General features: G+C 65.9%; 20 protein-coding genes, 1 tRNA gene and 1 pseudogene. 16 read left to right on the top strand and 6 right to left on the bottom strand.

Going from position 1 to position 20599, the window contains the following annotated elements:
- Window positions 1–2 precede the first annotated feature (2 nt).
- On the top strand, window positions 3–1250 hold the full coding sequence (locus HJG53_RS05140) for an SPOR domain-containing protein (RefSeq protein WP_171128288.1): 1248 nt from the start codon (window positions 3–5) through the stop codon (window positions 1248–1250).
- Here the strand turns inward: HJG53_RS05140 and HJG53_RS05135 are convergent.
- A complete protein-coding gene (locus HJG53_RS05135; protein WP_171128286.1) occupies window positions 1247–2449 on the bottom strand; it encodes a dihydroorotase family protein in 1203 nt (400 codons plus the stop codon). The two genes, HJG53_RS05140 and HJG53_RS05135, sit on opposite strands and share 4 nt — an antisense overlap.
- Window positions 2446–3402, bottom strand: coding sequence for an aspartate carbamoyltransferase catalytic subunit (locus tag HJG53_RS05130; protein WP_171128283.1), 957 nt, complete (start codon window positions 3400–3402; stop codon window positions 2446–2448). The genes HJG53_RS05135 and HJG53_RS05130 overlap by 4 nt, the downstream gene beginning before the upstream one ends.
- 140 nt (window positions 3403–3542) lie before the next feature.
- Between HJG53_RS05130 and HJG53_RS05125 the strand changes: the two genes are divergently transcribed.
- On the top strand, window positions 3543–3860 hold the full coding sequence (locus HJG53_RS05125; RefSeq protein WP_171128281.1) for a glycine zipper 2TM domain-containing protein: 318 nt from the start codon (window positions 3543–3545) through the stop codon (window positions 3858–3860).
- A 45-nt stretch (window positions 3861–3905) separates the two neighbouring features.
- On the opposite strand, the gene HJG53_RS05120 is transcribed toward HJG53_RS05125, so the two are convergent.
- Entirely contained in the window at window positions 3906–5930 is a 2025-nt protein-coding gene (locus HJG53_RS05120; protein WP_171128279.1) for an elongation factor G, read from the bottom strand.
- A 161-nt stretch (window positions 5931–6091) separates the two neighbouring features.
- Here HJG53_RS05120 and HJG53_RS05115 point away from each other — a divergent pair, with 161 nt between their 5' ends.
- On the top strand, window positions 6092–7168 hold the full coding sequence (locus HJG53_RS05115) for a CaiB/BaiF CoA-transferase family protein (protein ID WP_171128277.1): 1077 nt from the start codon (window positions 6092–6094) through the stop codon (window positions 7166–7168).
- A gap of 40 nt (window positions 7169–7208) precedes the next feature.
- On the opposite strand, the gene HJG53_RS18585 is transcribed toward HJG53_RS05115, so the two are convergent.
- Window positions 7209–7880 (bottom strand): PEPxxWA-CTERM sorting domain-containing protein, encoded by a 672-nt coding sequence (locus HJG53_RS18585; RefSeq protein WP_254447562.1) that lies wholly within the window; start codon window positions 7878–7880, stop codon window positions 7209–7211.
- Between the two features lie 162 nt (window positions 7881–8042).
- Between HJG53_RS18585 and HJG53_RS05105 the strand changes: the two genes are divergently transcribed.
- The 12 genes and pseudogenes from HJG53_RS05105 (at window position 8043) to HJG53_RS05055 (ending at window position 18362) form a co-directional block, all read left to right on the top strand.
- Window positions 8043–9116 carry a PA0069 family radical SAM protein gene (locus HJG53_RS05105; protein ID WP_171128275.1) on the top strand — a complete coding sequence of 358 codons (1074 nt, stop codon included), beginning with the start codon at window positions 8043–8045 and terminating at the stop codon, window positions 9114–9116.
- Window positions 9117–9239: 123 nt separating this feature from the next.
- A complete protein-coding gene (locus HJG53_RS05100; RefSeq protein ID WP_368039511.1) occupies window positions 9240–11003 on the top strand; it encodes a methanol/ethanol family PQQ-dependent dehydrogenase in 1764 nt (587 codons plus the stop codon).
- Window positions 11004–11010: 7 nt separating this feature from the next.
- The gene (locus HJG53_RS05095) at window positions 11011–11541 is read left to right on the top strand and encodes a c-type cytochrome (protein WP_217352660.1); all 531 of its coding nucleotides are present in this window, start codon (window positions 11011–11013) and stop codon (window positions 11539–11541) included.
- A gap of 68 nt (window positions 11542–11609) precedes the next feature.
- Window positions 11610–12614, top strand: coding sequence for a c-type cytochrome (locus tag HJG53_RS05090; protein ID WP_171128269.1), 1005 nt, complete (start codon window positions 11610–11612; stop codon window positions 12612–12614).
- The gene (gene ctaD, locus HJG53_RS05085) at window positions 12611–14518 is read left to right on the top strand and encodes a cytochrome c oxidase subunit I (RefSeq protein ID WP_171128268.1); all 1908 of its coding nucleotides are present in this window, start codon (window positions 12611–12613) and stop codon (window positions 14516–14518) included. The genes HJG53_RS05090 and ctaD overlap by 4 nt, the downstream gene beginning before the upstream one ends.
- Window positions 14515–15129 (top strand): cytochrome c oxidase subunit 3, encoded by a 615-nt coding sequence (locus HJG53_RS05080; protein ID WP_171128266.1) that lies wholly within the window; start codon window positions 14515–14517, stop codon window positions 15127–15129. The genes ctaD and HJG53_RS05080 overlap by 4 nt, the downstream gene beginning before the upstream one ends.
- Entirely contained in the window at window positions 15120–15458 is a 339-nt protein-coding gene (locus tag HJG53_RS05075; protein WP_171128264.1) for a hypothetical protein, read from the top strand. The genes HJG53_RS05080 and HJG53_RS05075 overlap by 10 nt, the downstream gene beginning before the upstream one ends.
- Window positions 15455–16294 (top strand): cytochrome c oxidase assembly protein, encoded by an 840-nt coding sequence (locus HJG53_RS05070; protein WP_171128262.1) that lies wholly within the window; start codon window positions 15455–15457, stop codon window positions 16292–16294. Before HJG53_RS05075 ends, HJG53_RS05070 begins: the two co-directional genes overlap by 4 nt.
- Complete coding sequence (locus tag HJG53_RS05065; protein WP_217352659.1) at window positions 16281–16685, top strand: cytochrome c family protein; 405 nt, start codon at window positions 16281–16283, stop codon at window positions 16683–16685. Before HJG53_RS05070 ends, HJG53_RS05065 begins: the two co-directional genes overlap by 14 nt.
- Window positions 16685–17068: pseudogene (locus HJG53_RS19065) on the top strand (hypothetical protein); the annotation flags it as partial. The gene HJG53_RS05065 and the pseudogene HJG53_RS19065, both read left to right, overlap by 1 nt.
- A gap of 53 nt (window positions 17069–17121) precedes the next feature.
- Window positions 17122–17601, top strand: coding sequence for a hypothetical protein (locus HJG53_RS18580; RefSeq protein ID WP_254447561.1), 480 nt, complete (start codon window positions 17122–17124; stop codon window positions 17599–17601).
- Window positions 17577–18362 carry a quinoprotein dehydrogenase-associated putative ABC transporter substrate-binding protein gene (locus HJG53_RS05055; protein ID WP_171128260.1) on the top strand — a complete coding sequence of 262 codons (786 nt, stop codon included), beginning with the start codon at window positions 17577–17579 and terminating at the stop codon, window positions 18360–18362. The genes HJG53_RS18580 and HJG53_RS05055 overlap by 25 nt, the downstream gene beginning before the upstream one ends.
- Before the next feature lie 7 nt (window positions 18363–18369).
- Here HJG53_RS05055 and HJG53_RS05050 read toward each other — a convergent pair.
- Window positions 18370–18445: transfer RNA gene (locus HJG53_RS05050), tRNA-Lys, on the bottom strand.
- A gap of 139 nt (window positions 18446–18584) precedes the next feature.
- Here HJG53_RS05050 and HJG53_RS05045 point away from each other — a divergent pair.
- Window positions 18585–20171, top strand: a complete 1587-nt coding sequence (locus HJG53_RS05045; RefSeq protein WP_171128258.1) for a long-chain fatty acid--CoA ligase — start codon at window positions 18585–18587, stop codon at window positions 20169–20171.
- Window positions 20172–20175: 4 nt separating this feature from the next.
- Here the strand turns inward: HJG53_RS05045 and HJG53_RS05040 are convergent, their stop codons facing one another.
- Window positions 20176–20535: a response regulator gene (locus HJG53_RS05040; protein ID WP_171128256.1), complete on the bottom strand. Its 360-nt coding sequence runs from the start codon at window positions 20533–20535 to the stop codon at window positions 20176–20178.
- Window positions 20536–20599 lie beyond the last annotated feature (64 nt).

Here is a 20599-nt window from a genome sequence, read left to right as displayed (position 1 = left end):
CCATGCGTCGCAACATGTTGGTCAAGGCTACGGTGTCTGCGCTCGTGCTGGCGAGCATCACCGCTGCGGCTCCGCCTGCCTTCAAGCAGGCCCAGATCGCCGAAAAGGCGCTTGCCAAGCAGAAGGTCGCGGTGGCGGTTGAAGCTGCCGAAGCCGCCGTCGCTGCCGCGCCGCAAGACGCCGGCTACCGCATGCTGCTCGGTCGCTCCTACCTTGCGGCCGGCCGCTATCGCTCGGCGGCGACAAGCTTCGCCGACGCCCTTGCCCTGGACGGCAGCCGCGGAAGTGCGGCGCTGAGCCTGGCGCTGACTCGCATCGGTCTCGGCGAACGGGAGGTCGCGAGCGCCGTGCTTGCGCGTCACGGTTCCGCAATCGCTCCGAGCGATCGCGGGCTCGCCCTGGCGCTCGCGGGCAACCCGGCCGAAGGCGTGCAGGTACTCGAAGCCGAGGTGCGCGGCGGCGGCGCCGATGCCAAGACCCGGCAGAATCTGGCACTCTCCTATGCGCTTGCCGGCCGTTGGGCCGAAGCGCAGCTGATGGCAGCCTACGATCTCGATCCCGCCACCCTTGCGCAGCGTATCATGGAATGGTCGCGCTTCACGCGTGAGCAGCAGGCTTCCGCGCAGGTCGCGTCGCTGCTGGGTGTAGCACCGGGTCCCGACGCCGGCCAGCCGGAGCGGCTCGCGCTTGCCTCGAAGCCGGAAGTGCAGCTCGCCGAAGTCGCGCCGCCGCCGCCGGTCAAGATGAGCGAGGCGGCACCCGCGCAAGTCGAGACGGCAGCCATGCAGGCCGAGGCCGCACCAGCGCCAGCAGCATCGCCGGCGATTCAGTTCGCTGCGCGCAACGAGATCGTGCAACAGCTCGCATCGCCGGTCGTGCAGGCCGCTTACAAGCCTGCTCCGCGTCCGGCTCGCCTGCGCCCCGCAACCTTCGAACTGCCGGCCGGCGGACGTTTCGTCGTCCAGCTTGGCGCGTTCGACAGTGCGCCGGTGGCCGAATCCGCGTGGAACCGGATGAGCAGCCGCATCGGCCTGCTGCGCAACCTCTCGCCGTCGACGACCACGGTCGTGAAGAATGGCGCGACTTTCCACCGCCTGTCGGTGAGCGGGTTCGCCACGCGCACGACCGCCGTCAGCTTCTGCGAAGAGCTGCGCACGCGCGGCGGCCAGTGCTTCGTCCGCGAGATTGCCGGTGACGCGCCGCTGCAATGGGCGCGGCGGAGCGGCATGACCCGGCTCGCTGCCCGCTAAAGAATCTCGCGCCCGCCCTTGAACAGGCGGAGCACGCGGCCCTGCACCGGCAGTTTGTCGAACGGCGTGTTGCCGGCAGCGGCGCGCATCTTGTCCGAATCGACGCGCCACGGCGCTTCGGGATCGACCAGGATCAGGTCGGCTGGCGCCCCGACTTCCAGTCGCCCGCCATCGAGGCCGAGGATGCGGGACGGGTTGGCCGCGAGCAGTTCGAACAGCCGCTCCAGCCCGATCACGCCATCCCGCACCAGGTTCAACGACAGGGCCAGCAAGGTTTCAGCGCCTGCCGCGCCCGGCGCCGCATCGGCAAAGGGCAGGCGCTTGTCCTCGGGCCCACGCGGATCATGACCCGACGAGAGCAGGTCGATCGTGCCATCGCCCACCGCTTCGATGGCCGCCTGTCGATCGTCTTCCGATCGCAGCGGCGGCGACAGATGCGCGAACGTGCGGAAGTCGGCGACGGCATTGTCGGACAGGAACAGATGCGCGGGCGTGATCCCGCAGGTGACCGGCAGGCCGCGTGACTTCGCTGCCCGGATCAGATCCAGCGCCGCGCGCGTGGTCACCTGGCGGAAGTGGAGCCGAGCGCCGGTTTCTTCGACCAGCATCAGATCGCGGGCAACCGCCATCGCTTCGGCCCTGGCAGGAGCGGAGGGGAGCCCAAGCCGAGTCGCCGTCTCGCCGGCCGTCGCCACCGCGTCGGCGGTCAATCCGCTGTCCTCGGAATGGGTAATGACCGTCAGGTCGAACGCCGCGGCATAGCTCAGCGCACGATGCATCACGCCGGAGTTGGAAATCCACGAGCGCCCGGTCGCAACGGCTTTCGCCCCCGCCGCCTTCATCAAACCGAACTCCGCCAGCTCTCTGCCATCCAGTCCGCGCGTGGCGGCGGCGAGCGGATGGACCCAGATGTCCGGCTTGCCGGAATAGGCGGCGCGCTGGATTAAGCCCGGATCGTCCAAGGGCGGCGACTGGTCCGGCATGAGCGCGGCCCGTGCGATGCCGCCGAAACGGAAGGCAGGTCCATCGACGCGGAACACGCCCAGATCGACGATGGCAGGCGCGAGCAGTGCGCCGCGGCCATCGACCGTCTCGGCTTCGGGGGGAGCGTTCCCGCCGATACCGGCGATCCTCTCGCCGTCGATCAGGACGTGGCTTGCGCTTCCGTCCGGCAGGCGGACGTTGGTGAAGAGCTTCATGCCCAGCCCTCCACGCCGCGGCGTTTGCGCGTGAGCACGTCGAGACAGGCCATTCGCACGGCGACGCCCATCTCCACCTGCTCGGTGATTGCCGACCGCTGCGGATGGTCGGCGACGCTGGAGGCGATCTCGACGCCCCGGTTCATCGGGCCGGGATGCATGACAAGCGCGTCCGGCTTGGCGCGCGCGAGTCTTTCCGGAGTGAGACCCCAGAACTGGTGATATTCGCGCAGCGAGGGCACGAAGCCGCCGGTCATCCGCTCGGTCTGCAGCCGCAGCATCATGACCACGTCCGCGTCATCCAGCCCACGTTCAAAATCGGTGAAGCAGCGCACCCGCATCCGCTCGACCTCGGCCGGGATCAAGGTCGGCGGGCCGACGACCCGGACATCAGCACCGAGAGAGGTGAGGGCGAGGATGTTCGACCGCGCGACCCGGCTGTGCAGCACATCGCCGCAGATCGCGATTGTCAGGCCGTGGATATCGCCCTTGCGCCGGCGGATCGTCAGGGCATCGAGCAGCGCCTGGGTCGGATGTTCGTGCCGCCCGTCGCCGGCGTTCAGCACCGGGCAGTCGACCTTGTCGGCGATCAGCTGCACCGCGCCGGAGCTGGCGTGGCGGATGACCATCACATCGGCGCGCATGGCATTCAGCGTCATCGCCGTATCGATGAGCGTCTCGCCCTTTTTCACGCTCGATTGCGCCGCGTGCATGTTGACGACGTCCGCGCCCAGCCGCTTGCCGGCAATCTCGAAACTCAGCAGCGTCCGCGTCGAGTTCTCGAAAAAGGCATTGATCAGCGTCAGGCTGCGCAGTCGATCGTCGCGCTTTTCGGTGGTGCGGTTAAGCTCCACCCACTGCTCAGCCTCGTCGAGCAGGAACGCGATCTCGTGCGGCTGGAGGCCGGCAATCCCGAGCAGGTGCCGGTGGGGAAACATCAGCGCGTCTGGCATTAAAGCCGTCCCATAGCGCGCCTTCGGCCCCGCGTCACCAGCGTAACCAATCCTGCTCTCCCATGAACGAGCCGCTCGGAATCGGTTCAGGCTGGCGGTGGCAAAAGCGATTCGTGAGTTCGCGAGAGGGAGTAAAGATTATGCGTAAGCTCATGATGGCTCTGGCCGTTGCCGGCACCGCGGTTCCCGCGAGTGTCGTACTCGAAGCGCCGGCGCAGGCGCAGCGTTATTACGCCCGCGACGGGCGCACCTATTATGCGCAGCCGCGCTATTATAATTGCCGCCGCGGCAATGGCACGACCGGCCTGATCGTCGGCGGTGCCGCCGGCGCGCTCCTCGGTCGTTCGCTCGACGGCGGCCGTAACCAGACGCTCGGCACGGTGCTCGGCGCCGCCGGCGGTGCCCTGCTCGGCCGCGAGGTCCAGCGGAGCCGCCAGACCCGCAACTGCTACCGCTAAGACGAGTGACCCTCTCCCGCACCACGGGAGAGGGTTGCGTCGCGTTCAAGCGGCTTCGAGCTGCTTGTGCACCACCTCGTCCGCGAGCTTGCCGCTGATTTCTTGCAGGTGATCGAACTCAGCGGTGTAGCTCGCCAGGCCTTGGCTCATCGAACGCAGGTCTGCGTCCAGGCCCTGCAATGCCGATGAAGGTAGCAACGCCTCGACCACGTCCCACCGATGCCAGCCTTCGCGGGGTTCCATGCCCAGCATCTGCCCACGCCGCGAAGAGATGGCCGACGTGACTTTCGACGTGGCGCTGTTCGGCGCCACGATCGTCACTTTCGAGATCGGCTCGAGCAGATAGGGCTGCGCGGCCGCCAAGGCTTCGCTCATCGCCATGCGGCCGGCGGTGCGGAAGGCGAGTTCCGAGCTGTCCACCGAATGGAAGCTGCCGTCGGTGAGCGTTACTGCGACATCCACCACCGGAAAGCCGAGCGGCCCCTTCGCCATCGCGTCCCTGATCCCGGCCTCGACGGCCGGGATGTATTGCCGCGGGATCGCGCCGCCAGTGATCCTGTCCTCGAACACGAAACCGGAGCCACGCGGCAGCGGCCGGATCTCGATCACGCAATCGCCATATTGGCCGTGCCCGCCCGATTGCTTCTTGTGGCGCCCGCGCTGGGTGACCGTGCGGCGGATCGACTCCTTATAGCCGATCGTCGCGGAGCGGCTGGTCACGTCGACACCGTAGCGCCGCTTCAACCGCGCGAGCACCACGCTCAGATGCTCGTCGCCCATGCCCTTCAGCAGGGTTTCGTGATGCACCTCGTCCTGCTCCCAGGTGAGCGAGCCATCTTCTTCCGTCAGTTTATGGAGCGCGGTTGAGAGCTTCACATCGTCATTGCGGTTCTTCGGCGAAATCGCGACCACGTGATTGGCGGTGGGGCGCAGGACGGCGGGCGCGTCATAGGCCTGGCCCTTGCCTGTCAGCCATTCGCCGGCCTGCACACCTTCCAGCTTGGCGATTGCGATGATTTCGCCCTGTTCGGCCCTGCCGGTCTTCGCGCTCTTCTCACCCTGCATGCGGAGCAAGGTGCCGACCCGCACCGGCCCTCGCGCGCCCTTCAGCTCCGCACCCTCCGAAAGCCCGCCGCCGAACACCCGCGCATAAGCAAGCCGGCCGATCTGGTTACCGTTCGACACCTTGAACACGAAGGCGCAGGCGTCGTCCGTGCCGAGCCGCGTCGCCGCACGCTCGGGCGCGGGTGCTTCATGGCGCAATGCCTTCAGCAGACGCCGCACGCCGAAGCCGTTCAGCGCCGAACCGAACATGACCGGCACGCCGAGATGCTCGCCGGTCTCTCTAGCAAGATCGGCCAGCACCGTCTTCTGGTCCGGCGTTTCGTCCATCAGCAATTGCTCGAGCAAGGCATCGTCATGATCGGCGAGCTGTTCGAGCAGGTGCATGCGGTCGGCGACCTCCCGCTCCATCAGCTCGGCGGGGATCTCGGTACGCTCGGATGGCTTGCCCGGCACATAGTGGAACGCGCGCTCCAGCCCGACATCGACGAAGCCGGTGATGCGGTCGCCTTCCCAGATCGGAATGTGGCGCGCCAGCAGCGGCTTGGACGAGAGCGGCTGCAGCACCTCCAGCAGGTCGCGGAGCCGGCCGCGCGCCTGATCGATCTTGTTGACGAAGACCATGTGCGGGATGTCCATCGCTTCCAGCTGCCGGAGGGTCGGCTCGGCGAGTTGTGCGCGGCCCTGTTCCGGATCCACCACGACCACCGCGAGGTCGCAGGCAGCAAGCCCCAGCGCGCCATCGGCCACGAAGCCGACTGATCCCGGCGTGTCGACGAGCGCGAAATGGTCATCGAGATAGTCGAAATGCATCAGGTTGAGCTCGGTCGACCCGCGCCGCGCCCGCGCCTCGGGCGAACTGTCGCCCACGCAGTTGCCATTGTCGACGCTGCCCTGTCGGTCGATCGCGCCGCTGCAAAAAAGAAGGGCCTCGGCAAGGCTGGTCTTGCCAGCTCCACCGGGCCCGACAAGCGCGATCGCGCGTGTGCCAGCTGATCTACCAGGCATGATCGTCTCCTTCGTCTGCCGCCCGAGCAGTTCCGCGAAGAAGACGCGGCTGCTCGCGTCTGGTGAGTCGAAGCCGCGATGCTCTGCCTGTGGATAGTTTCGGTCAAGGGGCTTTCCGGGCAGCGCCGGATCGTGAACAGAGCACGGCAGAGGAGACGAAGATGGCGAACGGGCAGGGGCCGCTTGCAGGCGTGCGGATCGTGGAAATGGAAGCGATCGGTCCGGTGCCGCTCGCCGCGATGATCCTGGCGGGCATGGGTGCCGATATTGTCCGTCTTGTCAGGCCCGGCTCGCAGTCGATGGGTGGGGCCGTTCTCGGACGCAGTCGGGCGACCGTGGAGGCGGACCTGAAGAGCGAAGAGGGGCGGCAGCTTGCGCTTGCCTTGCTCGACAAGGCTGACGCCGTGCTGGAAGGCTATCGTCCCGGGGTGATGGAACGGCTCGGTCTCGGCCCCGCCGAACTCCACGCTCGAAATTCGCGGCTCGTGTTCGGGCGCATGACCGGCTGGGGGCAGACTGGACCGTTCGCGTCGATGGCGGGCCACGACATCAACTATATCTCGTTGACTGGCGCACTGCACGCGATCGGCCGCGCCGGGGAGCCGCCGGTGCCGCCGCTCAATCTGGTCGGGGATTATGGTGGCGGCGCCATGTTCCTGGTCACTGGCGTACTTGCCGCCGTGCTCCGCGCACGCGAAACCGGGCAAGGTGATGTCGTCGACGTCGCGATGACGGAAGGCACGATCACCCTGCTGTCGATGTTTCACGCATGGCTGGCAGCTGGCCTCTGGCAGGACAAGCCGGAGGCAAACCTCCTGGACGGCGCGGCGCACTTCTACCGCTGTTACGCCTGCGGTGACGGCAAATATGTCGCCGTGGGCTGTCTCGAGCCGCAATTCTACGCGGCGTGCCTCAAGGGATTGGAGCTGGATGCAGCCGACTATCCGCAACACCCGCCGTCGCGCTGGCCGGAACTGGCGCGCGGCTTCGCAAACCGTTTCGCGCAAAAGAGCCGGGATGAATGGGCAGCGATCTTCGCAGGCACCGATGCGTGCGTCACGCCCGTGTTGAGTTTTGCGGAGGCACCGAGCCACCCCCACAATCGGAGTCGCGGCAGCTTCATCGAGCGTGAAGGCGTCGCGCAGGCCGCGCCCGCGCCGCGCTTCGCGCACGCTCCGGGCACGGTCGAAGCGCCCACGTCTATATCAGCCGAGGCGGCGCTGGCCCGCTGGCGCTAGAAACATGACCCCGCCCGATGATCGGGCGGGGTCGATCGAGTCAGGCGAACGCGACCTTGACCGCGCGGCGGCGCATGCCGGCGCCGGCCAGGCCAAAGCCCGCGATCATCATCGCCCAGGTCGCCGGCTCAGGCACGGCATTGCCGTTGAAGTCCACCTTCAGCCAGACGTCGTTGTCGCCCAGAAAGCCTTGCGACCATCCGTTGACGAACAGGTCGCCGAAGTTCGTGCCGTTGTTCATGAACACGAACAGACCGGGGATGGTGTTGCCGCTGACCGGCATGCGGAAGGTGCTGTCCGACTGCTCCGGCAGGTCCGAGATGCTGAGGAACGCGACATATTCCTGTCCTGGCGTCACCGCGATGTTCGGGGCGAAGGCGAACTCCTGCAGAGTCGCCGCGGCATTCATCGTTTGGACGCCGCTGCTGTAGAGGAGGGTGCCCGCCTTCGAGCCGTCCCAGGTCGCGATGTAGCCCTTCAGGTCGAGCGTGCCCGAACCCGAGAAACGATCGCGCAGGTACATGGAAAAGCTGGAAAGAGTGGTGTCGCCCGCGCCGGCCGTGAAGGTCTGGCCATAGGTCGCGGTGTTGGTGGCACCAAATTGCTGGACATTGCCAATGTCGGTGCCGGTGGTGTCGATGTCTGCCAAGGCCGGCGTCGCGAAGCAAAGAGCCGACGATACGAGAATCGCAACCTTAAGCATGCTTTTCATCGATTTAACTCCCCCTATCAGTTGCATTGGAACGCAACTAACGACTTCTTTACTCTATTTGGCCGCTATTGCACAGCGCTGGAGTTCCGATGCGTCGTCCCGCTTTGGTACAGCAGCGCAAGTGTTCTTGATATGTTCCAAGCGCGGGCGTAGGCTCTCGGGATGAATCCGAGTCTTCGCCCGGCGCGCGGCGCGACGATCAACCGCGAAAGCAGCCGCTTCAATCTGCCCGAGCGGCTGGCGGACGGCGACTGGCTCGACCAAAGAACGCAGGTCGATGACGCGCCGCCGACGCTGCGCACGACCGTGACGATCGAGAAGCCGAAGACAATCATCACTCGGAACGCGTCGCCGGATGTGCCGTTCGACCGTTCGATCAACGCCTATCGCGGCTGCGAGCATGGCTGCATCTATTGCTTCGCTCGGCCGAGCCACGCCTACCACGATCTGTCACCAGGACTGGATTTCGAGACGAAGCTATTTGCAAAGCCGGATGCGGCGGCGCTGCTGAGGACTGAACTGGCAAAGCCCGGCTACAGCCCGCGTCCGATCGCAATGGGCACGAATACCGATCCCTATCAGCCCATCGAGGGCAAATGGCGGATCACTCGCGCGCTGTTGGAGGTGCTGAGCGAATGCCGGCATCCAGCCTCGATCACCACCAAGTCGGACCGCGTCACGCGCGACATCGACTTGCTCGCCCCCATGGCTGCGCAGAGGCTGACAGCAGTGGCGCTGTCGATCACGTCGCTCGATGCGACGGTCGCGCGCACGGTCGAACCCAGGGCGCCGCATCCGGAAAAGCGTCTCGCGGCCGTGCGTTTGCTTGCCGATGCGGGTGTTCCGGTGTTCGTCTCGATCTCACCCGTCATCCCTGCGATCACCGATCACGAAATGGAGCACCTCCTCGAACGCGCGGCGGAGGCAGGCGCGCGCGGCGCCTTTTTTCTCCCCGTGCGATTGCCGCACGAGGTGGCGCCGCTGTTCAGGGCCTGGCTTGACGAACATTTCCCTGAGCGCGCGGGCAAGGTGATGTCGATCATCCAGTCGATCCGCGGTGGGAGGGATAATGATCCCAATTTCTATACGCGGATGCAGGGGCAGGGACCTTGGGCAGACCTACTGCGCACCCGCTTCAATCGCATGTGCAAGAAGCTGCGGCTCAACGAGGAGCGGATGGAGTTGCGGACCGACCTGTTCCGCGCACCTGAAGGGCCGCAGCTGCGCCTATTCTGAAGATCGACCTAATCTGAGTTAAATAAAGGAAAATCCGGAGTTCGTTTCGGAACGAGATCGTTCCTCCCGCATTGGACCAGCAGAATAGAAGAAGGTGGGCTTCGATCGGCCGCGGGAGGGCATGTGAACGGGCGATTTTGGGCCTGTCTTTTGGTGGTTTGCACCGTTGGATCGCCGCCATCCGCGGTTCGTGCCGAAGAAGACGGCCAATGGACCATGCCGGCGCACAGTTATTCGAGCAGCCGGTTCAGCGGTCTCGACCAGATCAATCGCGACAATGTGCCGAAGCTGCAGGTCGCCTTCACCTTCTCGACCGGCATCGTCAAAGGCCATGAGGCAGCACCGCTCGTCGTCGGCGGCACGATGTACATCGTCACGCCCTATCCGAACCATGTCTATGCGCTGGACCTGACCAGGCCGGGCGCCCCGGTGAAGTGGAAGTTCGACCCGAAACCCGCGGCTGCCGCACAAGGCGTCGCGTGCTGCGACGTGGTCAATCGCGGCGCGGCCTATGCCAACGGACGCATCTTCTTCAACACACTCGACAACAACACGATCGCGCTCGACGCCGCGACCGGCAAGGAAGTCTGGCGCACCAAGCTCGACGACATCAACCGCGGCGCGACGATGACGATGGCGCCGCTGGTCGCCGACGGGAAAGTGCTCGTCGGCAATTCGGGCGGCGAAATGGGCGTGCGCGGCTGGCTGACGGCGCTGGACGCGCGGTCCGGTCGGATCGTCTGGCGGGCCTGGTCGACCGGGCCGGACAAGGATGTGCTGATCGGGCCTGAGTTCAAGCCCTTCTACGCCAGCGATCGCGGCAAGGATCTGGGCGTCACCACCTGGCCGCCCGAAGCCTGGAAGATCGGCGGCGGCACTACGTGGGGCTGGATCAGCTACGATCCCGATCTGAAGCTCGTCTATTACGGAACCGGCAATCCCGGCCCCTGGAATCCGGAACAGCGGCCGGGCGACAATAAATGGACGACGGGCATTTTCGCTCGCGACGTGCGGACCGGCCAGGCGCGCTGGTACTACCAGTTCAGCCCGCACGACCTTTACGATCACGACGGAATCAACGAGCAGATCCTCGTCAACTTCCCCGTGAACGGCAAGATGAGGAAGCTGCTGGTCAGGGCCGAACGCAACGGCTTCATCTACGTGATGGACCGAGTGACGGGCCAGGTGCTCAGCGCCGATCCCTACGGCACCGTCACTGCCGCAAAGGGCGTGGATCTGAAAACCGGGCGCCTCATTCCCAACCCGGAGAAGGAGCCGAAACAGGGCAAGGTCGTCCGCGGCGTCTGCCCGGCGGCGCCCGGCATGAAGGACTGGAATCCGTCGGCCTTCAGCCCGCGCACGGGCTTGATGTACATCCCGCACAACAATCTCTGCATGGACATGGGCGTGATGGAGGTCGGCTATCTGGCCGGCACGCCTTATATCGGCGCGGAAGTGAAGATGTATGCGGGGCCCGGCGGCAACCGCGGAGTCTTCACCGCCTGGGACCCGGGCCGCCGCCGCGCCGTCTGGGAGATCAAGGAAGACCTGCCGCTGTGGAGCGGCGCGCTGGTGACCGCCGGCGACATCGTCTTCTACGGCACGATGGAAGGCTGGTTCAAAGCCGTCGATGCGCGTGACGGCAAGCTGTTGTGGCAGTTCAAGACCGGCTCCGGCATCATCGGCCAGCCGATCAGCTATCGCGGGCCGGACGGCAAGCAGCACATCGCGATCCTGTCGGGCGTCGGCGGCTGGTCCGGGGCGATCGTCTCGGGCGGACTCGATCCAAAGGACCCCACCATCGCGCTCGGCTTCGGCGCCGCGATGCAGGACCTGCCGAACAAGTCGACCGGCGGAGGCATGCTCTATGATTTCGTGCTTCCGTAACGGGGCATTGTTCGCGCTCGCACTCCTCGCCGGCTGCGACCGGGAGGCGCGGGAGAGCAGGGGGACGCCGCTCCCCGAGACCGTGCCGGTGCCCCGCACGTCCGAGCTGGTGCCGGGGGTGAAACTTGTCGCGGCGGAAGATCCCCGCGCCAAGATGTACGAGGAGAACGCCTTTCACATCAGCGAGGGCGGACGGCTCTACAAGCAGATGAACTGCGTCGGCTGCCACGCCAATGGCGGCGGCGGCATGGGGCCGGCGCTCACCGACGATCAGTGGCGCTATGGCGGGACGATGGAGGCGATCGTCGCCACGCTCGACCAGGGGCGGCCGAACGGTATGCCAAGCTGGCGCGGCAAGCTGACGCCGCAGCAGATGTGGCAGATCGCCGCCTATGTCCGCACGCTATCGGCACAAGTGCCGAAGGACGCCGCGCCCAGCCGCAGCGACGGCATGAGCAACATCTATCCGCCGACGCTGGCCCAGCCTGAGCCGGTGAACAACGCCAACCCGGCAGCGGTGCAAGGCACGGTGCGGTGAGGGGTCTGTCCGCACCCCTCATCCGGTTTGGCCTCAGCTTGTCGAAGGCCTCCCTTTCTTTACGGCAGATGCGAAGAAGGGAGGGCTTCGACAAGCTCAGCCCGAACCATTTTGTGGTATTCTGCCTTGGCCTAAGCGGCTGCGCCGGCAAACAGAACATCCTGCCTTCTGCCGGCGCCCATACCGACGCATTCAACACACTCTTCCTCGTCTTCCTGATCGTCTGCGGCGTGATGTACGCGCTGGTGATCGGCTTTCTGGCGCTTGCAATCCTGCGGGGACGCCGGGAGGGCGGGGACGATCAGGTCAGGCCGGTGTTCAAGGCTTGGGTCGGGCTGATTACCATCGGCCTGATCGGCCTCGCCTTCGCCAGCTGGCTGACCGACCGGGCAATGGCCAGTTACGCCGCGCAACCCAATCCGGTGCGCATCCGCCTCACCGCCAATCAATGGTGGTGGAGCGTCGAATATTTCGGCAGCTATCCGGGAGAGACGGTTCGCACGGCCAACGAGCTCCACCTGCCGGTCGGTCGGCCCGTGCACATCGAACTCGCGTCCAACGACGTGATCCACAGCTTCTGGATTCCCAATCTTGCCGGCAAGCAGGACCTGATCCCCGGGCGGAGGACCGACATCGCACTACTGCCGCGACGCACGGGCCAGTTTCGCGGACAATGCGCCGAATTCTGCGGCGCGCAGCACGCGCACATGGCCCTCGACGTAATGGTCGAGCCGGAGGCGCAGTTTCTCAACTGGTGGCGCAGCCAGCTCAAGCCCGCCCCGGCGCCGAGGACGAGGCTTGAGCAAGCGGGCGCGAATTACATCGTGTCGCGCGAATGCTCGGTCTGCCACGCGATCACCGGCACGCCGATCAATGCGCGCGTAGGCCCGGACCTCACCCACGTCGCCAGCCGCAAGTCGATAGCCGCAGGCACGCTGCCGATGAACCGGGGCAATCTCTACGCCTGGATCGCCGATCCGCAGGGCGTGAAGCCGGGCAGCCGCATGCCCTATATCGGCCTTGAGCCGCGCGAACTCGATGCGGTCGTTGCCTATCTCGAGACGCTGAAATGACGCCGCGCGGCGGGGTGGCCCTGCAGGGGCCTGAACTGCACGACCGCCTGTACAAGACCTGGTCGCGCGAACCGGGCCTGATCGGCTGGCTGTCGAGCGTCGATCACAAGGAGATCGGCCGCCGCTACATCATCACCGCCTTCATCTTCTTCGCGCTCGCAGGCGTGCTCGCGCTGGTCATGCGCGTGCAGCTGGCGACGCCGGAGAGCGGCCTGATCAGCGCCGATCGCTACAATCAGATCTTCACCATGCACGGCACGACGATGATGTTCCTTTTCGCCGTGCCGGTGATGGAGGCGGTGGCGATCTACCTCGTGCCGCTGATGCTCGGCACTCGGAACATCGCCTTTCCGCGACTGAACGCCTTTTCCTATTATGTATATCTCGCCGGCGGCGTGATGCTGTGGGTCGCCTTTGCGATGAATGTCGGGCCTGACGCCGGCTGGTTCTCCTACGTGCCGCTCTCCGGTCCCCAATACAGCCCCGGCAAGCGCGTCGATTTCTGGGCGCAGATGATCACCTTCACCGAAGTGGCGGCGCTGGCAGTGTCGGTGGAACTCGTCGCGACGATCCTGAAGCAGCGGGCGCCCGGCATGCGGCTCGACCGCATGCCGCTGTTCGTCTGGGGCGTGCTGGTCACCTCGCTGATGGTCATCTTTTCGATGCCGTCGGTCACGCTGGCCTCAAGCTTCCTGATCGCGGACCGGCTGGTCGGCACGCACTTCTTCAACCCGGTCGAAGGTGGCGATCCGCTGCTGTGGCAGCATCTCTTCTGGTTCTTCGGCCACCCGGAAGTCTACATCATATTCCTGCCAGCCGTCGGCTTCGTCAGCCAGATTACCGAGACGTTCACTGGCCGGCCCGTGTTCGGCTATCCATTCATGGTGCTGGCGCTGGTGTCGATTGGCCTGCTCGCCTTCGGCCTCTGGGTCCACCACATGTTCGCGGCCGGTCTGCCGCGCCTTGGCTATGCCTTTTACACGGCGGCGAGCATGACGGTGTCGATCCCCGCGGGCGTCCAGATATTCTGCTGGATCGCGACGATCTGGGCCGGGCGCCCGCGCTTCGAGGTGCCGCTGCTCTATGTCATCGCCTTCATCGTCACGTTCGTGATCGGCGGCCTATCGGGCGTCATGGTCGCGAGCGTGCCCCTCGACCTGCAGATGCACGACACCTATTTCGTGGTTGCGCACTTCCATTATGTGCTGATCGGCGGCGGTGTCTTCCCGCTGCTCGGCGCAGTCACCTACTGGTTCCCCAAGATCACCGGCCGGATGATGTCGGAAACGCTCGGCCGCTGGAGCTTCGGCCTGTTGTTCGTCGGCTTCAACCTGACCTTCATGCCGATGCACTGGACGGGACTGATGGGCATGCCGCGCCGCGTCTACACCTATCCGGCCGGCATGGGCTGGGACATGCTGAACTTGCTCTCGACCGTCGGTGCCTTCCTCACTGCCGTCGCCGTGCTGCTGTTCGCGATTAATGTGCTGCGATCCTGGAAGCTGGGCGCGATCGCCGGTTCCAACCCTTGGAACGCCGCGACGCTGGAATGGTCGACGACATCGCCGCCGCAGCCATATAATTTCGCGCACATACCGGTCGTCGAGAGCCGCACGCCGCTCTGGGATATGGGCGACCAACTGCCGGTGATGACGGGTCTGCGCGTGGATGAGCGGGAGACGCTGCTGACCTCCGTGATCGACGCCGCGCCTGACCTGCGCGAGCCTTCGCCGGAACCGACGATCTGGCCGCTCTGGGCGGCGCTGTTCACGACGGCGCTGTTCGTCGGCTCGATCTTCACACCCTGGGCGATCGTTTATGGCGCGGTGCCGGTCGCGCTCGTGCTGATCGCCTGGTTCTGGCCCAAGCTCGGCGAGCCCGCCGAAGAGCCGGTGATGCGATGACCGCGTCCTATCGCTTCACGCGGGACCTGTCGGAGCTGCCGACCCACGCCTTCGGCCACCGCAGCCTCACCTGGTGGGGCGTCATCGCCTTCATGATGATCGAGGGCGCCGGCTTCGCGATGGCGATCGCCGCCTATTTCTTCCTGTTCGCCAATCAGGGGAATTGGCCACCGGAACCGTTTTCACCCCCGGGTCTGGTGCCGGGCCTCTTCTTCACGCTGGTCATCTTGCTCAGCGAACTTCCCAATACGCTGGAAAAGAAGGCGGCCGAGGCGGGAAATCTCGGCCAGGTTCGGCTGCTGCTGGTGGTGATGTCCGCGCTCGGCGGCCTGCTGCTGGTCATTCGCGCGTTCGAGTTCGGCCAGCTCAACGTCAGCTGGACCGACAATCCCTATGGCTCGATTCTCTGGGCGCTGCTGGTCCTGCACACGACGCACATTCTGACCGACTGGATCGACACTTTGGTGCTGACCGCGCTGATGTTCTCGAAGCACGGCGACAGCGGTCGCCGCCATGTCGATGTCAGCGAAAACGCGCTCTACTGGCGCTTCGTGTGGCTCACCTGGCTGCCGATCTGGACGATGATCTACTGGGTGCCGCGATGGAGCTGAAGGCGAAGCTCCGCGGCTGGAGGGAATCGCTGCTGCCCTGGACCGGCATGCTTGCGGCCGGGTTCGGCTGGGCATTGACCGACCAGCTCGGCTCCAATCTCGTGTTCGACAAATGCGGCGCGGCGCATCCGCTGCTGATGATCCTGATCGGTCTGGTGGGCCTGGGAGTGGCGCTGTCCGGTGGTCTCGTCTCCTGGCGGCAACGCCGGCGGGAAGAGGGAGGACGGCACTTCATAGCGATCGTCGGCGCATTGATGGCGCTGCTCTTTTCGATCGCGATCTTCCTGCAGACGGCGGCGAGCCTGTTCCTGCCGCGGTGCTTCGGATGATCGCGCTTGTCGCCTTGCACGCCGGCGCGCACGAACTGCCGGGAGACGCTCCGGGCTGGACGCTCTCTCCGGAAGTGGTGGTCCCGCTGCTGCTGACCGCCCTGCTGTACGCATTCGGCTACCGGCGTCTGTCCGGGCGCTCGGGACAGGGGCGGGAGCAGCATCGGCGGCAGGCGCTGCGCTTCGCGCTTGGCTGGCTGGTGCTGGCGGGTGCCCTGGTCTCGCCACTGCACGAAGGCGGGGAGCGCAGCTTCACCCTGCACATGATCGAGCATGAACTGATCATGGCGCCGGCGGCGTGGCTGATCGCCGTTTCCCGGCCATTGGGAGTGATGCTGTGGGCCTTGCCAACGGGGCTGCGGCAGACGCTGGGCGGCGGCGCGCGATGGTGGAGCGCGCTTGCCGAGCCGGTCGCGGCGACAGGCCTCCAGGCCCTGGCGCTGATCGTCTGGCATGCGCCGCCCCTGTTCGACCGCGCCCTGGGGCATGAAGGCTGGCACATTGCGCAGCACCTCTCGTTCCTCATTTCAGCTCTGCTCTTCTGGTACGCAATGAGCCGCGCGGCCGAAGGCGCGGCCTTGGTCGGAGCGACCTGTCTGTTCGTCACTTCCCTCATCGGCGGCGGGCTGGGCGCGCTGATGGCCTTTTCGACCAGCCCCTGGTACGCGGGCTACGCCGCGCTCGGCTTGATGCCGATGGGTCTAAGCCCGGCAGAGGACCAGCAACTGGCCGGCCTGATCATGTGGATTCCAGGCGGGATGGTGCACGCGGGTGCGGCGCTGCTGCTGCTGGCCCGCGCATTGCGGCCGCGGGAGGCTGCCGATGCGGTGGGGTAGCAAGGTCGCTCTGGCTGCCGCCGGTTGCATGCTCGCGGCCGCAGCGGGCTACACCTACAATTACATCGATGCGCAGCGGCAGCTCGCCACGCGCGCGGCACTGCTGACCGGGGGCGACCCGGCGCGCGGCTGGCAACTGGTCCAAGATTATGGCTGCGGCGGCTGCCACGCCATTCCGGACGTGCCGCAGGCGGCGGGGCTGGTGGGGCCGCCGCTCAAGGGGATCGCCGTCCGCGTCTATCTGGCCGGCCGGCTTGTCAACACGCCCGACAACATGCGCGCCTGGATCCAGCATCCGCACAGCGTCGATCCGCAGACCGCCATGCCGGAGCTCGGCGTCACTGCCGGCCAGGCGCGCGACATCGCCGCCTATCTCTACACGCTCGGCTGATGCTCGGGCTATTGCTTTGGGCGGCGGCGACCGTGTTCGTGTCCGATGAGGCGTCGAACCGGGTTTATGTGGTCGACGGCGAGAGCGGTGCGCTGCGCGGCGACATCAGCGTCGGCCGCCGCCCGCGCGGCATGGTGCTCTCGCCCGACAAAAAACGGCTCTACGTCGCGGTCAGCGAGGACAATCGCATCGACATCGTCGATCTCGCCACCGCAAAGGTCATCGGCACGCTCCCTTCGGGCGCCGATCCCGAACTCATCGCCATCTCGCCGGACGGTCGCACGATCTATGTCTCGAACGAAGAGGATGCGCTGGTTTCCTTTGTCAACGTGGCAAGCGCGAAGGTGACGCGCGAAGTGCCGGTCGGCATCGAACCGGAAGGAGTGGCGGTCAGCCCGGACGGCCGGCTGGTCGCGCCACGTCCGAGACGACGAGCATGGCGCACGTCATCGATACTCAAAGCGGTGAACTGCTCGACAATCTGCCGGTCGATACCCGGCCGCGCTATGCCGCCTTCACGCCGAACGGAACGCAGCTCTGGGTGTCGTCGGAGATGCGCGGCTCGGTCACGGTCTTCGAGACAGCCTCGCGAAAGCTGCTCGGCAAGATCGACTTCGCTCCGCTCGGCGACCAGGTGCAGCCGGTCGGCATTGCCTTTGCCCGTGACGGCCGGCGCGCTTATGTCGCGCTCGGCCGGGGCAATAAGGTCGCGGAGGTGGACACCGTGTCGCGCCACATCCTGCGCAGCTTCGGCGTCGGCGCACGCGCATGGCACCTCGCGCTTTCGCCCGACGAGCGCCGGCTTTTTACTGCGAACGGCCTCAGCGGGGATATGAGCATCGTCGATCTCGCGACCGGGAAGGCTCGCGCCGTCCAGCTGGGAGGAAAGCCATGGGGCGTCGCGGTCTCGCGCTGATCTTGGTTCTTGTCGCCGCTCCCTTGCAGGCCCGCGAGCTGCGCGTGTGCGCCGACCCGAATAATCTGCCCTTCTCGAATGACCGGCGCGAGGGCTTCGAGAACAAGCTGATCGAGATGGCCGCCGCCGATCTCGCCGCTTCGGTCAACTATGTCTGGCGGGCACAGCGCCGCGGCAATGTTCGGGAGACGCTGAACGCCGGCCTGTGCGACGTCATCCCGGGCATCGGCGCCAGCCTGGAGATGCTGGCGACGACGATCCCCTATTACCGTTCCAGCTACATGTTCGTGACGCGCGCCGACCGGCAGCTCAGTCTCGCCTGCTTCGACGATGAGCGCCTGCGCGAGCTGAAGATCGGCGTACAGCTGGTCGGCGACGACGGCGCCAACACGCCGCCCGCCCATGCGCTCAGCCGCCGCGGCATCGTCGGCAATGTCCGCGGCTTCCTGATCTATGGCGACTATCGCTCAACTACGCCCCAGTCACCGATCATCGATGCTGTAGTGCGGGGCGAAGTCGATGTGGCGATCGCGTGGGGGCCCGTCGCGGGCTGGTTCGCGGCTCGCTCGCCGGTCCCGCTCAGATTGACGCCCACGCCGCCGCTCGACGGACCGCGCCTGCCGATGACGTTCGAAGTCTCGATGGGTGTCCACAAGGAAGACCAATCGCTAAGGCGCGAGCTGAACGGCTGGATCGCCAAGAACGAAAGCCGGATCGCCGCATTGCTGCAGAGCCAGTCGATCCCGGTGATCACACAATGAAGGAAAATGGTGGACGCACTAGGGCTCGAACCTAGGACCCGCTGATTAAGAGTCAGCTGCTCTACCAACTGAGCTATGCGTCCACGAGGCGCGCCAGATGGTCGATCGTGGACGCCGCGTCAAGCGGGGGTGGAGCAAACGCCGTGCTTTTTTGACGTGCAGCGGCCCCTTGCCAGCGTGGGCGGGCTGGGCAAAATGACGATCAACCTTGGGAGAGGCAAAATGCTGGGCGGAATGCAGGACTTCGCGCTGCGCGTGCCGCGGCTGATCGATCATGCCGAGCGGGAGCATGGCGCGCAGGAAATCGTCACCCATTGGGCGGACGGCAGCGAGACGCGGACCAGTTGGGCGGGTGTAGCCAGGGATGCGCGACGGCTCGCTCAGGCGCTCGAAGGCTTGGGGCTCAAGCCGGGGGACCGTGTTGCCACTCTTGCCATGAACCATGTGCGGCACCTGACCAGCTGGTATGGGGTGATCGGCATGGGCGGGGTCATCCACACCATCAACCCGCGCCTGTTCGACGAGCAGATCGTCTATATCGCCAATCATGCCGAGGATCGGGTGCTCCTCTACGACCGGGCCTTCGCGCCCCTGGTCGAGCGGCTGAAGCCCGAGTTCACCAGCATAGAGCATTATGTCGCGTTCGATGGACCCGAATGGGATGCTTTGCTCGCACCCTATGACGGCGATTATGCCTGGGCGGAGGGCGACGAGCGCGACCCGTGCATGCTCTGCTATACCAGCGGCACCACCGGCAATCCGAAGGGCGTGCTGTACGAGCATCGATCGACGATGCTGCACGCGATGGCCGAGGTGGCGCCGTCGGTCTTCAACCTGTCGCCGCAGACGGTCGCCTTGCCGGTCGTGCCGATGTTCCATGCCGCATCCTGGGGACTACCCTTTGCCGGGGCGATGGCGGGGGCGAAATTCGTCTTTTCGGCCGTCAACGATGCCAAGGTGCTGTGCCGGCTGATGAACCAGGAACGGGTTACTCATTCTGCCGGCGTGCCGACCGTCTGGCTCGCCATGTTCCAGCACATGGACGAGACCGGCGAGCGCCCTGAGGCGCTGCAGCTCGTGACCATCGGCGGGTCGGCGGCGCCCAAGGCTATGATCGAGCGACTGATGCGGATGGGCATCCGCGTTGGCCATGCATGGGGCATGACGGAGACCTCGCCGATCGGGACCATGGGCGCGCCGCCCGCCAATTGGGACTCGCTGAGCTTCGAACAACAGGTCGAGGTCGTCGGCAAGCAGGGGCGGGTGCCGTTCGGGGTCGAGCTGCGCGTCGTCAACGACGATGGCGCGGTGCAGCCGCGTGACGGCGTCAGCTCCGGCCGCCTGCAGGTGCGGGGGCCGTGGGTGATCAAGCGCTACTTCAAGGCCGAACAGGATTCGGCAGACACGGACGGCTGGTTCGACACCGGCGACGTCGCCGTCATGCATGCGGACGGCACCATCCAGATCACCGACCGCTCGAAGGACGTGATCAAGTCCGGCGGCGAGTGGATCAGCTCGGTCGAGCTGGAGAACGCAGCGGTCGGCTGCCCGGGCGTGGCCGAAGCGGCGGCGATCGGCGTCTATCACCCGAAATGGGACGAGCGACCCCTGCTGCTGGTGGTGCGCAAGCCGGGCAGCGACGTCGGCGCAGCGGAGATCATCGCGCACCTGACGGAGAAGGTCGCGAAATGGTGGCTGCCGGACGAGATCGTGTTCGTCGACAGCCTCCCGCATACGGCAACGGGCAAGCTGTTGAAGACCGCGCTCAGGGAACAGTATCGCGACTATCGGCTGCAGACTGCCGCCTGAGCGGTCAGGCGGCGCCCAGCTCCAGCGCATCGCGAACCGCGTCCTGCAACTGGCGCGCGCCGAACGGCTTGGCGAGATAAATGGAGTCCGGCACCGGATCGCCGGGGGACGGATGGCCGGAAATATAGATGACCGGCAGGCCGGGCCGCCGACGGCGCGCCTGCTCGGCCACCTCCCAGCCGCTGATGCCCTCCATGCGAATGTCGGTGATCAGCAGATCGACTTCGGCCTGGTCGAGCTTTGCCAGTGCCTCCTCGCCGCTCCCGGCCTCCAGCGGACGCAAGCCGAGTTCGTCGACCCAATCCGCGAGCATCATGCGGATCAACGCTTCGTCGTCGACGCAGAGGACTTGCGGGGCTGACAAATGCGCTCCTTCCGACTTGATTAAAGTTAGGCACTTAGAAGGGGCAATAGCGAGCGCAAGGCCG

The sequence above is a fragment of the Sphingomonas sp. ID1715 genome (assembly GCF_013044515.1).
Taxonomy (GTDB): Bacteria; Pseudomonadota; Alphaproteobacteria; order Sphingomonadales; family Sphingomonadaceae; genus Sphingomonas_B.
This window is presented reverse-complemented; position numbering and strand designations above follow the sequence as displayed.